This window comes from Acinetobacter sp. 1207_04 (genome assembly GCF_052850415.1).
In genome coordinates, this window is the sequence record NZ_VXCQ01000008.1 from 97830 (window position 1) to 112789 (window position 14960).

The 14960-nt window shown below is 37.9% G+C and carries 14 protein-coding genes; 13 read left to right on the forward strand and 1 reads right to left on the reverse strand.

What is annotated here, in order from left to right; genetic code table 11:
- Window positions 1-229 precede the first annotated feature (229 nt).
- Window positions 230-1066 (reverse strand): posphoenolpyruvate synthetase regulatory kinase/phosphorylase PpsR, encoded by an 837-nt coding sequence (ppsR, locus tag FW754_RS09045; protein WP_409511424.1) that lies wholly within the window; start codon window positions 1064-1066, stop codon window positions 230-232.
- 151 nt (window positions 1067-1217) lie between these two features.
- On the opposite strand from ppsR, the gene ppsA reads away from it, so the two are divergent.
- The 13 genes from ppsA to rplI all read left to right on the forward strand — a co-directional run bounded on the left by ppsA (window position 1218) and on the right by rplI (window position 14875).
- Window positions 1218-3596, forward strand: a complete 2379-nt coding sequence (ppsA, locus tag FW754_RS09050) for a phosphoenolpyruvate synthase (protein ID WP_409511425.1) — start codon at window positions 1218-1220, stop codon at window positions 3594-3596.
- 81 nt (window positions 3597-3677) lie between these two features.
- Entirely contained in the window at window positions 3678-4457 is a 780-nt protein-coding gene (locus tag FW754_RS09055; protein WP_446324453.1) for an RDD family protein, read from the forward strand.
- 304 nt (window positions 4458-4761) lie between these two features.
- Window positions 4762-5814, forward strand: coding sequence for a ubiquinol oxidase subunit II (cyoA, locus tag FW754_RS09060; RefSeq protein WP_409511427.1), 1053 nt, complete (start codon window positions 4762-4764; stop codon window positions 5812-5814).
- Between the two features lie 9 nt (window positions 5815-5823).
- Window positions 5824-7815 (forward strand): cytochrome o ubiquinol oxidase subunit I, encoded by a 1992-nt coding sequence (cyoB, locus tag FW754_RS09065; RefSeq protein WP_409511468.1) that lies wholly within the window; start codon window positions 5824-5826, stop codon window positions 7813-7815.
- 4 nt (window positions 7816-7819) lie between these two features.
- The gene (gene cyoC / locus FW754_RS09070) at window positions 7820-8440 is read left to right on the forward strand and encodes a cytochrome o ubiquinol oxidase subunit III (protein ID WP_409511428.1); all 621 of its coding nucleotides are present in this window, start codon (window positions 7820-7822) and stop codon (window positions 8438-8440) included.
- Window positions 8437-8763 carry a cytochrome o ubiquinol oxidase subunit IV gene (gene cyoD / locus FW754_RS09075; protein WP_409511469.1) on the forward strand — a complete coding sequence of 109 codons (327 nt, stop codon included), beginning with the start codon at window positions 8437-8439 and terminating at the stop codon, window positions 8761-8763. The genes cyoC and cyoD overlap by 4 nt, the downstream gene beginning before the upstream one ends.
- Window positions 8764-8773: 10 nt before the next feature.
- Window positions 8774-9652 carry a heme o synthase gene (gene cyoE, locus FW754_RS09080; protein WP_409511429.1) on the forward strand — a complete coding sequence of 293 codons (879 nt, stop codon included), beginning with the start codon at window positions 8774-8776 and terminating at the stop codon, window positions 9650-9652.
- Between the two features lie 167 nt (window positions 9653-9819).
- Window positions 9820-11925: a hypothetical protein gene (locus tag FW754_RS09085; RefSeq protein WP_446324454.1), complete on the forward strand. Its 2106-nt coding sequence runs from the start codon at window positions 9820-9822 to the stop codon at window positions 11923-11925.
- 7 nt (window positions 11926-11932) lie between these two features.
- Entirely contained in the window at window positions 11933-12679 is a 747-nt protein-coding gene (locus FW754_RS09090) for a DUF3142 domain-containing protein (protein WP_419347325.1), read from the forward strand.
- Window positions 12680-12891: 212 nt separating this feature from the next.
- The gene (locus FW754_RS09095) at window positions 12892-13623 is read left to right on the forward strand and encodes a hypothetical protein (protein WP_446324455.1); all 732 of its coding nucleotides are present in this window, start codon (window positions 12892-12894) and stop codon (window positions 13621-13623) included.
- A gap of 169 nt (window positions 13624-13792) precedes the next feature.
- The gene (gene rpsF, locus FW754_RS09100) at window positions 13793-14179 is read left to right on the forward strand and encodes a 30S ribosomal protein S6 (RefSeq protein ID WP_409511433.1); all 387 of its coding nucleotides are present in this window, start codon (window positions 13793-13795) and stop codon (window positions 14177-14179) included.
- A 12-nt stretch (window positions 14180-14191) separates the two neighbouring features.
- Window positions 14192-14419, forward strand: a complete 228-nt coding sequence (rpsR, locus tag FW754_RS09105; RefSeq protein WP_086191057.1) for a 30S ribosomal protein S18 — start codon at window positions 14192-14194, stop codon at window positions 14417-14419.
- 9 nt (window positions 14420-14428) lie between these two features.
- A complete protein-coding gene (rplI, locus tag FW754_RS09110) occupies window positions 14429-14875 on the forward strand; it encodes a 50S ribosomal protein L9 (RefSeq protein ID WP_409511434.1) in 447 nt (148 codons plus the stop codon).
- The last annotated feature ends 85 nt before the right edge of the window (window positions 14876-14960 follow it).

The window sequence follows — 14960 nt, forward strand, 5'->3', positions numbered from 1 at the left end:
CCAATGTGATTATTTTATGTTCAAAATAACGTTTTTTTTAGCAATAAATTCATCATTCAAACAGGTTACTAAAGCATTTATTATTGTTATTTTAGTCACCTTAAATAATCACAACTTCACACAAAAAAAGCCGAACAGATGTTCAGCTTTTTTTCGAAATATATAAAAATACGAAGAATTATTAACGCTCAAACTAGGATCTTACAAAACCCTTAAAAGTGTACAAATATTATCCAATTCGACGTTTTAAACCTGTCATTTGCAACACACGAGTTGAGATTTCTTCAATAGACATTTCAGAAACATTGAGATGTTTTATTCCTTCCGAAATATAAATTCCCTCTACCGCACGCAACTCCATTTGGCACTGACTAAAGCTCGCATAACGACTATTTGCCTTTCGTTCAGAGCGAATTGCAACCAAGCGTTCTGCATCAATCATCAAACCAAAAAGCTTGTGTTTATGCTCTTTTAAGACCGCAGGTAAACGATTATCGTCCAAATCTTCTTCTGTAAGTGGATAGTTCGCTACACGAATTCCAAACTGTAATGATAGATAAATAGAGGTCGGTGTTTTACCTGAACGTGACACGCCAATCAGGATTAAATCAGCTTTATCGTAGTGTCGTGTACGTGCACCATCATCATTATCTAAAGCAAAATGTACAGCATCAATACGTGCTTTATACGACTCAGAATCGGTCACAGCATGGGTCTGTCCGACTAAAGTTGTAGGCGCAGTCCCTAGAACATCTGATAGTTTACTGATAAGCCCTTCAAATACATCAAGATTTACAGCATTTGCAGTATTTATAATATCTCGTGCGTAAGGGTCAACTAAAGTATCGAAAACTAAGGGTTGTTCACCATCTATTTCCGCCCGTTTGTTGATCTCTTCGACCACATTCATGGCCGCCTCTTCACTCGTAATATAAGGGATAATATGAATGTCAAATTTCACATGTGGAAACTGTGCCAACAAAGAGTGACCCAGTGTTTCAGCGGTAATAGCTGTACCATCAGAAATAAAAAAAACGCTTCTCTTTATTTGGTTACTTCCCGACATTAAAATTCTCCTCAAACATTTGTCATCGCACTGTATAATCTTTATAGTAACGTCATCTTACATGACTATCGCTTGGTTGAATCAAAAAGCGGTTTTTTTTGTTATAATTTGATACCAAGATAGTGAATACTGCAAAAGTGGAGTAACAACTTTGGAAGCACGCGTAATCGGTCTGGAAAAACTCGGGAAACACGACGTAGAACTCGTGGGTGGTAAAAACTCATCACTTGGTGAAATGATCAGCCATTTAGCAAATGCTGGCGTATCAGTACCAGGTGGTTTTGCAACCACTGCTGCTGCCTATCGTGAATTCCTTGAGCAAAGCGGTTTAAATGCTAAAATTTCAGCTGAATTAAAACAATTGAATGTTGATGATGTTAACGCTCTTGCAGAAACTGGCGCTAAAATTCGTCAATGGATTGTTGATACCCCACTTACAGCAAGCTTAGAAAAAGAAGTTCGTGATGCGTTCGCTGAACTTTCAAAAGGCAACCCTGACGTTGCTGTTGCTGTACGCTCTTCTGCGACTGCTGAAGACTTGCCAGATGCGTCATTTGCAGGTCAACAAGAAACATTCCTAAACATTCGCGGTATCGACAATATTTTAATTGCGATTAAAGAAGTATTTGCTTCACTATATAATGACCGCGCAATTGCTTACCGCGTACACCAAAATTTTGACCATGACATCGTTGCATTATCTGCGGGTATTCAGCGTATGGTTCGCTCAGAAACTGGCGCTGCTGGTGTAATGTTTACACTTGATACAGAATCTGGTTTCCGTGAAGCGGTATTCATTACTGCATCTTACGGTTTGGGTGAAATGGTTGTTCAAGGTGCGGTTAACCCTGACGAATTCTATGTTTCTAAACCACTTCTTCGCAATGGTAAACATGCAGTTATTCGTCGTAACCTTGGCTCTAAACACCAAAAAATGATTTATGGTGAAGAAGGCACTACAGGTAAATCAGTTGTTGTCGTAGATGTTGAAAAAGCTGAACGCCAACAATTTGCTTTAAATGACTTAGAACTTCAAGAATTAGCTAAACAAGCGTTAATCATTGAAGAACATTACCAAGCGCCTATGGATATTGAATGGGCAAAAGACGGTGATGACGGTCAAATTTACATCGTTCAGGCACGTCCTGAAACTGTAAAAAGCCGTGAAAATGTCGGCACAATGGAACGTTACCTGCTTAAACAAAAAGGTACTGTTCTGTGTGAAGGTCGTTCAATCGGTCAACGCATTGGCTCTGGTAAAGTTCGTATCGTTTCTTCAATCAAAGAAATGGACAAAGTACAACCAGGTGATGTTCTTGTATCTGACATGACTGACCCAGACTGGGAACCAGTAATGAAACGTGCTGCAGCAATCGTCACAAACCGCGGTGGTCGTACTTGTCACGCAGCAATTATTGCACGTGAGCTTGGTGTACCTGCAATTGTCGGTTGTGGTAATGCAACTGAAGTTCTTGTAGATGGTCAAGAAGTGACTGTATCTTGTGCTGAAGGCGACACTGGCTTTATTTATGAAGGTGCTTTGGATTTCGAAATTCAACGTAACTCAATTGAATCTATGCCAGCTCTTCCGTTCAAAATCATGATGAACGTGGGTAACCCTGACCGTGCATTTGACTTCGCGCAAATTCCAAATGAAGGTATTGGTCTTGCACGTTTAGAATTTATCATCAACCGTATGATTGGTGTGCATCCAAAAGCATTATTGAACATTGAAAGCTTACCACGTGAAACACGTGCAGCTGTTATGGCACGTACTGCAGGCTACTCTTCTCCAATCGAATTCTATGTTGAGAAATTGGTTGAAGGTATTTCCACCCTTGCTTCAGCATTTGCAGACAAGCCTGTAATCGTTCGTATGTCTGACTTTAAGTCAAACGAATATGCAAACTTGATCGGTGGTAAGCTATACGAGCCTGAAGAAGAAAACCCAATGTTGGGCTTCCGTGGTGCAAGTCGTTATGTATCTGACAACTTCCGCGACTGTTTTGAGCTTGAATGCCGTGCATTGAAAAAAGCACGTGATGAAATGGGTCTTACAAACATCCAGATCATGATTCCATTTGTTCGTACAGTAAATGAAGCGAAGCGTGTAATTGAGCTTCTTGCCGCAAATGGTTTAAAACGTGGTGAAAATGGTCTTAAAGTGATCATGATGTGTGAATTACCAACCAATGCATTATTGGCTGAACAATTCCTTGAACACTTTGACGGTTTCTCTATCGGTTCTAACGACTTAACTCAGTTAACACTTGGTCTAGATCGTGACTCTGGTATTGTATCTCACCTTTTTGACGAACGTGATGCAGCGGTGAAAGTGCTTCTTTCTATGGCGATTCATGCTTGTCGTAAAGCTGGTAAATATATCGGTATTTGTGGTCAAGGACCTTCGGATCATCCTGATCTTGCATTTTGGTTAATGGAACAAGGTATCGAGTCTGTTTCACTTAATCCAGATTCTGTTTTAGACACTTGGTTCTTCCTTTCTGAAGAAAAAGCTCAACAAGCTTAATAAACTGTGTTAAAAAAGACCCACACTTGTGGGTCTTTTTTTTTCAATATTGTTTTTTGTTTTTTTTGAGATTTAAGTTTTATGCAAATTTACTTGGCACGCAATAATCAACAAGCCGGTCCATATTCACTAGAGCAACTCAATCAGATGCTCAGCAGCCAACAAGTTTTATTGACTGATTTGGTTTGGCATCAAGGCATGACCGAATGGAAAGCTTTAGGTGAATTGACGCAAGGTCAATTGAAATATGAACCTGCAGGACAACAAATAGTAAATCCAACGTTCAATAATACACCTTTTGAAAATAATCTTGATCAAAACATAACGACTCAAAAAACACCAATTACACCAAACAATGTTCAAGCTGCACCTGTAGGTAAGCGCATTTCTGCAAAAGTGACTGACCTTGCATTATTTTTCTTACCGCAACTGATGGTCATGATGTATTACATGCCTGATGAAGCCAAAAAAATTGCTGAATCTGGTGCATCTATGGAAAATCAGATGAAAGTTGTGGAAATACTCAATGAGAGCATTCCTGCTTCAGCGCATATGGCGATGCTCGCTTTTGTATTCATTTTACTTTTAGTTCAAAGCACCATGATTAAAAAATCAGGGCAAAGTATCGGTAAGAAGTTGTTTAATCTTCAAATTGTAGATAATACAACGCTTCTTCCACCTGGCTCATTACGTGGTTTTTTTGTTCGCTCATTCTTATTTATTGTGCTTTCACAAATGGTTGCATTTATGCCATTACTCGCAATTATCTTTATCGTTGACTTAGTGATGTTCTTTAGTAAAGGAAATATTGCGCTACACGATCGAATTGCAAAAACCCGAGTCATAGAAATTTCCAAATAACTTCTAAATAATAAAATGGCGGATTTCCGCCATTTTTTAACTCTAAGCAATGAAAAAATAATAGTTTATCTTTTTGTTTTAGCTACATTTCCGACTAAACATATCAGGTATTTTTCACACAACATATTCCCCCCTTATCTATAGCTAAGTTTGACGATATGAGGCATAATGCCCTACAACGTAGCGGTGTCACATTATTGAGAATGATTACTATTTGTTAATAATGGGCATTTTTAATCATGCGACACTTTAATCGCTATCCCATATTTATATAGGGAATGGGACTCTTCACCGAGGTTGTAAAATGAGACAAACAATTTTAGCTGTATTGTCTTTATCAACGCTGACTGCACTTTTAACAGGGTGTGGTGGTGATATGGTACTTCTAAACTCTAAAGGTTCAGTTGCAGCAGGTCAAAGTGACCTAATGATGACTGCAATTTACTTAATGTTATTGGTCGTAATTCCTTCGATCATTATGGCATTGTGGTTTGGTTGGAAATATCGCGCGTCAAATAAAGATGCAGACTATAAACCTACTTGGGCGCACTCAACTGCAATTGAAATTGTAGTATGGGGCATTCCATGTATTATTATTGGTATTCTTGCTTATATCACATGGTATGGTTCGCACAAATATGACCCATATCGTCCGCTAGAATCAGAAAAAGCACCATTAACTATTCAGGTTATTGCTGAACAGTTCAAATGGATTTTCGTTTATCCTGAACAAGAAATTGCGACAGTAAACGAAGTACGCTTCCCAGTTGCTACACCTGTTAATTTCAAAATCACATCTAACTTCACAATGAACTCATTCTTCATTCCACAGTTAGCTGGTCAGATTTATGCAATGGCAGGCATGCAAACTCAGCTTCATATTATTGCTGATGAACATAGCCCAGCTGAAGGTTACCGCGGTTTCTCTTCAAACTATAGCGGTTATGGCTTTACACAAATGCGTTTCCGTGCGCATGCGGTAACTGACGCTGAATTCAATACTTGGGTTGATGCTGTTAAAGCTGGCAATGGTACTTCAGTAAATGCTGATGCAATCCAAAAACCTATGTTGGATAAAGCAGAATTCGCATCTCTGAAAGATGGTGATCGTTCTAAGCACCAAATTGAAGCAATGGTCAACAATGCTCATACACCAGAAGAAATTAAAGCTGCACACGAAGCTGAACGTAAAGGTCCATTCCCTACTAAGCCTCATCCTGTGACTTATTATTCTTCAGTTGAGCCTAACTTGTTCAACGACATTATTAAGACTTACATGAGCAACTACCATGGTGCAAATCATGCAAGTGCTGAACATGCAAGTGCTGAACATGCATCTGCTTCTGTAGGGGAATAAGATATGAGCATGACTCTGTTATTGGGTAAACTCAATTGGGATTCAATCCCTAAAGAGCCTCTTGTACTTGTTACCATGGTAATCATGGCTTTAGGTGCAATTGCTTTACTCGGTGGTATTACCTATTTCAAAAAATGGGGCTACCTTTGGAATGTATGGTTTAAATCTGTAGACCATAAAAAAATTGGTATTATGTATATCGTTGTATCTGTAGTCATGCTGTTGCGTGGTTTCGCAGATGCGATCATGATGCGTCTTCAACTCTTCCTTGCAAAAGGTGGTGGTGAAGGTTACTTACATCCTGACCATTACGACCAGATCTTTACTGCGCATGGCGTAATTATGATCTTCTTCGTAGCAATGGGTCTTGTTGTAGGTATGATGAACATCACTGTACCTCTTCAAATTGGTGCACGTGACGTAGCATTCCCATTATTAAACTCTTTAAGCTTCTGGTTATTTGCTGGTGCTGCAGGTTTGATGATGGTTTCACTTGTATTAGGTGAATTCGCTGCAACAGGTTGGATGGCTTACCCGCCTCTATCTGGTATTCAGTATTCTCCTGGTGTTGGTGTTGACTACTATATTTGGGCACTCCAAGTTTCAGGTCTAGGTACACTTCTTACTGGTGTTAACTTCTTTGTTACCATCATTAAAATGCGTGCGCCTGGCATGGGTCTTATGGATATGCCGATCTTTACATGGACTGCACTTTGTACAGCTGTATTGATCATCGCATCATTCCCAGTATTAACTGCAACTATTGCAATGTTAACGCTTGACCGTTACTTCGGTTTCCACTTCTTCACAAACGAGCTTGGCGGTAGCCCAATGCTGTATGTGAACTTGATTTGGACTTGGGGTCACCCAGAAGTATATATTCTGATTCTTCCAGCTTTTGGTTTGTATTCGGAAATCGTTTCTACTTTCTCTCGCAAAACATTGTTTGGTTACAAATCAATGGTATATGCGACTATTGCGATCACAGTACTTGCGTTCGTAGTATGGCTACATCACTTCTTTACAATGGGTTCTGGTGCCAACGTTAACGCGTTCTTCGGTATCATGACTATGATCATCGCGATCCCAACTGGTGTGAAAATCTTCTCTTGGTTATTCACCATGTATAAGGGTCGTATTACCTTTACATCACCAATGTACTGGACACTTGGCTTCCTTGTGACTTTTGGTATCGGTGGTTTAACAGGTGTATTGATGGCAGTTCCTCCAGCGGACTTCTTGGTACATAACTCATTGTTCCTTATTGCCCATTTCCATAACGTAATTATTGGTGGTGTGGTATTTGGTATGTTCGCGGGTATCACTTTCTACTGGCCAAAAATGTTTGGTTGGAAGTTAAATGAAACTTGGGGCAAAGCATCATTCTGGTTCTGGTTCTTCGGTTTCTATTTTGCATTCATGCCACTTTATATCCTTGGTTTCATGGGTATGACTCGTCGCTTGAATACATATGATAACCCTGAATGGGATCCGTATATCGCGATTGCATTGTTTGGTGCTGTACTAGTTGCTATTGGTATCGCATGTTTCCTAATGCAAGTCATCGTTGGTTTCTTACAACGTCACGACAACATGGACCACACTGGCGATCCATGGGATGGTCGTGTACTTGAATGGGCGACTTCGTCACCTGCTCCATTCTATAACTTTGCTCATCTTCCAAAAATCAATGGTATTGATACTTTCTGGACTGACAAAGAAAATGGTGTAGCTTATGCCCGTCCTGATTCATATGAAGATATTCATATGCCGACTGACCGTGCTGCAGGTTTCGTGATTGCAATGTTCATTACGGCTATGGGCTTTGCATTGATTTGGCACATTTGGTGGTTAGCTGCTGTTTGCTTCCTTGGTGCGATCATCAGCTTCATCGTAAGTTCATTCACGAAAAAAGTGGATTACTACGTCCCTGCTGCTGAAGTTGAACGTATCGAAAACGAACGTTACGCTTTACTTGAAAAACACTTGAAGAAGGACTAAGGACATGACTGAAGTACTTCATCACGATAACCACGGACACGACGAGCATCATCATCACGATGATACAGACATCACCGTCTTTGGTTTTTGGACCTACTTGATGAGTGACTTGATTTTATTCGGTACACTCTTCATCGCGTTCGCTGTATTAAGCAGTCATATTCCGCCGGGCACCCCTAGTCCTAAAGAATTATTTGGTGATACCTTAGGTTTCGTACTTGTCGAAACTTTTGCTCTCCTTATTTCTTCTGTGACCTTTGGTTTCGCGGTACTTGCTTCATACAAGAAAAATGTTAGCCAAGTTTTAATGTGGTTGGCAATTACATGGGTATTCGGTGCAACATTCATCGGCATGGAACTTTATGAATTCAATCATTTAGTTCACGCTGGTCACGGCCCTAGTCATAGTGCGTTTTTATCTTCGTTCTTTACACTTGTAGGAACACACGGTATTCACGTAACTTCTGGTCTAGTCTGGATGCTTGTATTGATGTATCAAATCAAGAAAAATGGTTTGACACTTCCAAATACTCGTCGCCTTGCTTGTTTAAGCTTGTTCTGGCACTTCCTTGACATCGTTTGGATCTGTGTATTCAGCGTAGTTTACTTACTGGGAGCACTATAATGAGTCATGACCATAATACTGCAGATGCTTCGCACGGCAATATTAAGCAATACTCTATCGGGTTCATCTTGTCTGTTATCCTTACCATCATCCCGTTTGGGATGGTGATGAGCGGTATGACAGGTGGCGCTGTAGTTGCAACCATTGCAATTACAGCGGTTGCTCAGGTTCTTGTACAGTTGGTTTTCTTCTTGCACATGAACTCGTCATCTGAACAACGTTGGAATGTGATTGCTTTTGTCTACACAATTTTAACCATTGCTGTATTGCTTATTGGTTCTGTGTGGATTATGAACTACTTACATTCAAACATGATGATCTAAACTGATCGGCATGTTTAAAAAGTATTTATTCCTGACTAAGCCAGGAATTCTCTTTGGTAACTTTGTTACCACTCTGGGCGGCTTCTTTTTAGCCGCTCAGGGCTCAGTAGATTTCCTTCTCCTATTCATCACCCTACTTGGTACAACACTTGTTGTTGCCTCAGGTTGTGTTGTCAATAACGTCATCGATCAAGACATTGACCATAAAATGCAACGGACAATGAACCGTGCATTGGTTAAAAAAACTATCAGTCCAACTGTTGCTTTAATTTTTTCAGCAGTTTTAGGTCTATCGGGTTTTGCTCTATTATGGTTTTTTGTTAACGCATATGCCTTTGGTTTTGCTGTACTTGGTTTTGTGGTTTATGTAATTTTTTATAGTTTATGGAGCAAACGTACCAGCATTCACCAAACGGTGATTGGTAGTATTTCTGGCGCAAGCCCTCCTGTTATTGGATACACCGCTGTATCAAATGAATTTGATGTTGCCGCATTGCTGATTTTTTTAGCATATGCATTTTGGCAAATGCCACATTCATGGGGTATCGCAATTTATCGTTTTGATGACTATAAAAATGCTGGAATTCCTATTTTACCTGTTGCACGCTCAATTGTTCGTACTAAGGTCGAAAGCCTGATTTATGTGATTTTGTTTGCATTGGTTTTAAATGGTTTGTATTGTTTTGGCTATACCAATATTTTCTTCGTGATCATCTTCAATGCTATGTGTGCATATTGGGTGTATCTATCGATCATTGGTTTTAAAGCTGAAAATGATCAAATTTGGGCAAAACGCTATTTCTTATATTCAGTAATTTTAATTACGGTTTTAAGTTTTAGTTTTAGTTTTAGCACAAATTCTCCCGCACCACATTTACCCCTGTTTTAGAAAGGATAGAGTTCTCTCTATCTTTTCTTCCCTAGCTTTAATCTGCAATTTTAAAATCGCTCTCAAAAATTCATCTTAAAATCACATTATTTTTTTATTTTTGCCATCCTTATTCTTCGAATTAATTGTTATGATTTAATGCATTCCTTACTTATAAATAACGATTCATGAACATAACAACACTATATCAATCTATTTTTATTGCTTTCATTCCCACAACACTTTTTATCACACAACAAAGCTATGCAGGTTCAGATGAATACTGTTCACCTGATTTTAGTCTAGATGGATCAGATTATAATGCCTGTAGTAATTTACCCGTTTTAATACCTGGTAATGACAATAAAACCAATATGACACTTTTGCTGAGCGATCTAGGCTTGGCACGAATTAAAACATTAAAGCCCGATTTAAACCTTTGGTCAGCCCAATATGGTAGCGTACCTTTTGATGTGAGCTTATTCCCCACTATTACCGAGAATAAAGTTAATAATAAACGTAAACCCTTTAAACCCGATCAAGATAAAGTTAGTTATGAGGAGCGTTGTATTTCCTTACAACAAGGACAACAAAGTTTTACTAATCAAGTCAAAGCCAATAAAAATATTCCAATAGCTGAAAAACAATTACTAATTGATGCCCGCTCAAAACTCATCGATTGTGAAAAATCTATTGGGCTTATTTCAGTAAACCCAAATTGGTCAGTAACAACACGCCAATATGCCTCGTACTTGAATGGTAGTATTTTGTTTTACAATACTAACTTTTCCGCAGCTTCTAAAATTTATACAGCATTAAGCCAAGTTGAAGACCCTTGGCTCAAAGAAACAGCGCAATATATGCTTATTCGAACAGAACTCAATACCGCTTTTGCTTCTGCACAAGATCAATATGGCGATATCAACCCTGATAAAATTAATCATGTTTCCGTTAAAAACTTTTTTAACAACATTACCGAATATTTAAAGCTGTATCCAAAAGGGCAATATGTCGCAAGCGCCCGTGGTTTGATGCGTCGTGGTTTATGGTTAACAGATCGACAAGATTTATTAGTCAATGAAATTGTATGGCAAATCAATCACCCTGAATCTCCTTTATATAATTTAGAAATGGATCAACTACCTGCAGAATTGGATCGACGGGTTTTTCGCTCAAAAAATTTTAATCCTAAATTACTCAATGAACCTTTTTTATTGACTACCTATAACCTAATGCAAATGCGTAAAACAGGTGATGAAAACTATAAACCGATTACATGGACACAATTGAATAGCCAAAAAGCGTTCTTTAAAACACAACCTGAGTTATTCCAATATCTACAAGCTGCTCATTTATTTTATGTTCAAGGAAAGAACCAAGACGCTTTATCTTATTTACCGAAAGCTGCTACACAGAACAACAGCGCTTTGCAATTGAGTCAACAATTTTTAATTGGGCAAATTTTAGAAAAACAAAATAAAGCGCAAGCCCACCAGCATTGGTTACAACTTTACCAACATGCGAATAATGGTAATACCAAAGCCCTACTTGAAACAGCTTTAGCGAATCACTTCAATCAAAGCCAAAATACTCAAGCATTTATTGGTAAAAATCCACAAATAAGCCAAGCAATTCTGCAAAAGAATTTTATCCACGACTTTGCCAATGAAAAGTCGTTACAAACAATTATTCAGTCGAGCATAAGTACACAAAATCAAAAGAATACTGCGATTTATACCTTATTATCTAAATCTTTAAATGTGCAAAATTTTGCCCTGTTTAATCAAAATATTCAGTATTTACCTAAAGATGCGAATCAATATAAATCTTATGAATCCAATGATGCACTCAAAGAACAGCCTCCATTTTCTGATTTTATTTGGCAAGGCTCAAATATTACACCGCAACTTAAATGCCCCGACTTAATCACCCTGTCTAAACAACTTGTACAATCACCAAAAAATGCATTGTTGAATGTATGTTTAGGTGAATATATGCGTCATTCACGTTATGGTGACTATTATTATTCGTGGCAGACTGAAAACAATCAAACCAATTTTAAGGGTACGCCTTTTGCTCGTGGAACGGCCTATAAAAATATCATTCAAACTGAACCCAATGGCGACTTAAAAGCCTATGCTCTATATCGTTCTGTCATGTGTTACTCACCCAATGGTACGAATGATTGTGGCGATGCAGACGTTCCTAAAAACACCCGAAAACAATGGTTTGATCAACTGAAACGAGACTACCCAAACTCAAGTTGGGCGAAGTCATTGAAGTATTATTGGTAATTTTCCAATGCGCTTTCATTATTTAATACTTATTTTTATGTTTGCTTTCGGTTTGATGGCTTGTAACCCAAGTCAATCGGCAGCAGAGAATGCTACATCAACAAATATTATAGACGCCAATCATTATGATGCTTTTTGGATTTGGGGTGATATTTCTTCTGCCCCTTATTTAGCCAAAGCTAAAGAAATTTATGTGCTACAAGGTGAAGTCAAAATAGAACGGAACACGAAAAAATCGATTTTAATTCCTCAAGGCGTTGCTGTTCTAAGAGTGCCACATCAAAAAGTTTGGCTTGTTTTCCGTAATCATCATCTCAATTGGCAAGATCATGAATTGGATAAAATTTTAAAGCGTGTTCATCAATGGGAAAATAACGATAATAAAATTATCGGGATTCAAATCGACTTTGATGCAAAAACTAAAAACCTCAAAGAATATGCATTATTTTTGCAAAAAATTAGACTACAACTTCCTAAACAGTATCAGCTCAGTATCACAGGATTATTGGATTGGACAAATATTCAAGATACTGAAACGCTTAGGTTACTTCGAAATAATATTGATGAGCTCGCAATTCAAACCTATCAGGGTTCAAAAACAATTCCGAATTATCAAAACTATTTAAAAAAAGTGACTAAACTCAACCTACCTTATAAAATTGGACTTGTTCAGCATGGTGACTGGAACAGACCATTGAGTTTTAAAAATGATCCAAATTTTAAAGGTTATGTGGTGTTTTTGTTGAGGGAGTAAGTTTTTAAATTCTTTATTTATATAGGGTTCATTAACATTTCATAAATGGCTAACGCCGCAGGCAAAAAATGAACAAACTAGGCTGAAAATCGTAAGCTATTCTTATATTTTATAACAAAGTTTGAAAAAATTTAGCCACAATCCAACATTATCTGAACAATACGGAATTTATATTATTTAGATGTAGTTTTTGACTTTTACTGGAATTTTATATGCTAAAAAAAGTAGTCTGCTTAACCCTTTTATTACAAGGATGTACTTCTAATCCTCAACCCACTCAAAAAGCGTTAAATCCTAATAGTCCATCTTTACGATCTTCTACAGACTATTCTATCACTTCTAAAACCAAAGCTTTATCTTCAAATTTTTCACAAACTAAATTAAAAGATGCCTTGAGATCGAATATCTATCGAGTATCAACAATCAATCGAGATGAAGATTTATGGGATTTTCCACCTGTAAACTACCAACAAGTCACTTTTGAACAATTAACCAATCAAGAACAAACAGTTTATACCGCTCTAGAAACAAGTTATTTAAACAATTGGATTATGTGTAATGGTAAAGAATATGTTTCGTCAAGTTCTGGTGCCCCCTTTTATTTATTCTATGAAGTAATGAATTATCAAGCACGTGTTGAAATCAATACGCTCCCACTTAATCAACAAGAACAAGCTAATCAAATTCAATGGAAAGGAAATATTCGACTAGGTTTTTATAAATCATTAGCACGTGATGTTGTAATCAATCAAAAGTACACTTTTCTTTCTGAAGACCCATACCAATCCTTGCCTAATTTCCGTTGGTATAGCCATAATAGTGATTTTCAACTAAAAGATAATCAGATTTCCCATAAAGATCGCCAAAAAATTGTTGATTATGAGATCAGCCCGCTTAAATTAAATTGTGATTTGGTTCAAAAAGTTTTAGAAACTACAAAATAGTATATTTAAACAAAATTAATTTAGATTGTAATCCAATAACATTATGCCTATAATACCACCTCGCAATATTTTGCGGCTCAATTTGATTGACTTTTCAAGTTAATTTAATTGTGACTCCTTGCTTCAATCTTTATTAGATTGGGGCTGCATAAACCGTAAGGAGCTGACAATGCGTCACTACGAAATCGTAATTCTGGTACACCCAGACCAAAGCGATCAAGTTGTGGGAATGGTAGAACGCTACATTTCTCACATCAAAGAAGCTGAAGGTCAAATTCACCGTCTTGAAGATTGGGGCCGTCGCCAATTGGCTTACCCAATTAACAAAATTCATAAAGCTCACTACATTCTAATGAACATTGAATGTGGTCAAACTACGCTTAATGAATTGGAAGAATTATTCCGTTACAACGATGCTATTCTTCGTAACGTAATTATCCGTCGTGAAAACGCAATTACTGAAGAGTCATTATTGGCGAAAAGTGCTGAAGAAAAACGTGCGCGTAAAGCTCAACGTGAAGAAGCACAACACGCTCAAGACTCTGCTGAAGCTTAAGGAGAACATAACATGGCACGTTTTTACCGTCGTCGCAAGTTCTGCCGTTTTACAGCAGAGAAAGTAACGTATATCGACTATAAAGATATTGACACTTTAAAACAGTACATCACTGAAAACGGCAAAATTGTTCCTAGCCGTATTACAGGTACTAAAGCTCGTTACCAACGTCAATTAGCGCTTGCTATTAAACAAGCTCGCTATTTGTCTTTGATCCCTTACACTGACAATCATAAGTGAGGTTGAGCTGTGGATATTATCTTATTACAACGCATTAAAAACCTAGGTAAACTAGGCGATAAAGTTTCAGTTAAAGCTGGTTACGGCCGTAACTTCCTTATCCCACAAGGTAAGGCTGTTGCTGCAACTGAATCAAATACTGCTGCTTTTGAAGCTCGTCGTGCAGAACTTGAGAAAGCTGAAGCTGATATTTTAGCTGCTGCTCAAGCACGTGCTGATCAATTGAACGAAGTTAACATCGTTATCACTGCTAAAGCTGGTGACGAAGGTAAACTATTTGGTTCAATCGGTACTCGTGACATCGCTGACGCGTTGACAAATGCTGGTCTTGTTGTAGACCGCGCAGAAGTACGTTTACCACTTGGTGCTTTACGCAACGTTGGTGAATTCAACATCGCAATCCAATTGCATCATGATGTTACTGCTGAAGTTCTCGTTACTATCGTAGCTGAGTAATTTTTGCAAAAAAAGAGCATGCTTTTGCATGCTCTTTTTTATTTGTCTAATTGAAAAATATAAAATTTACTCAAAACCTCTTCTT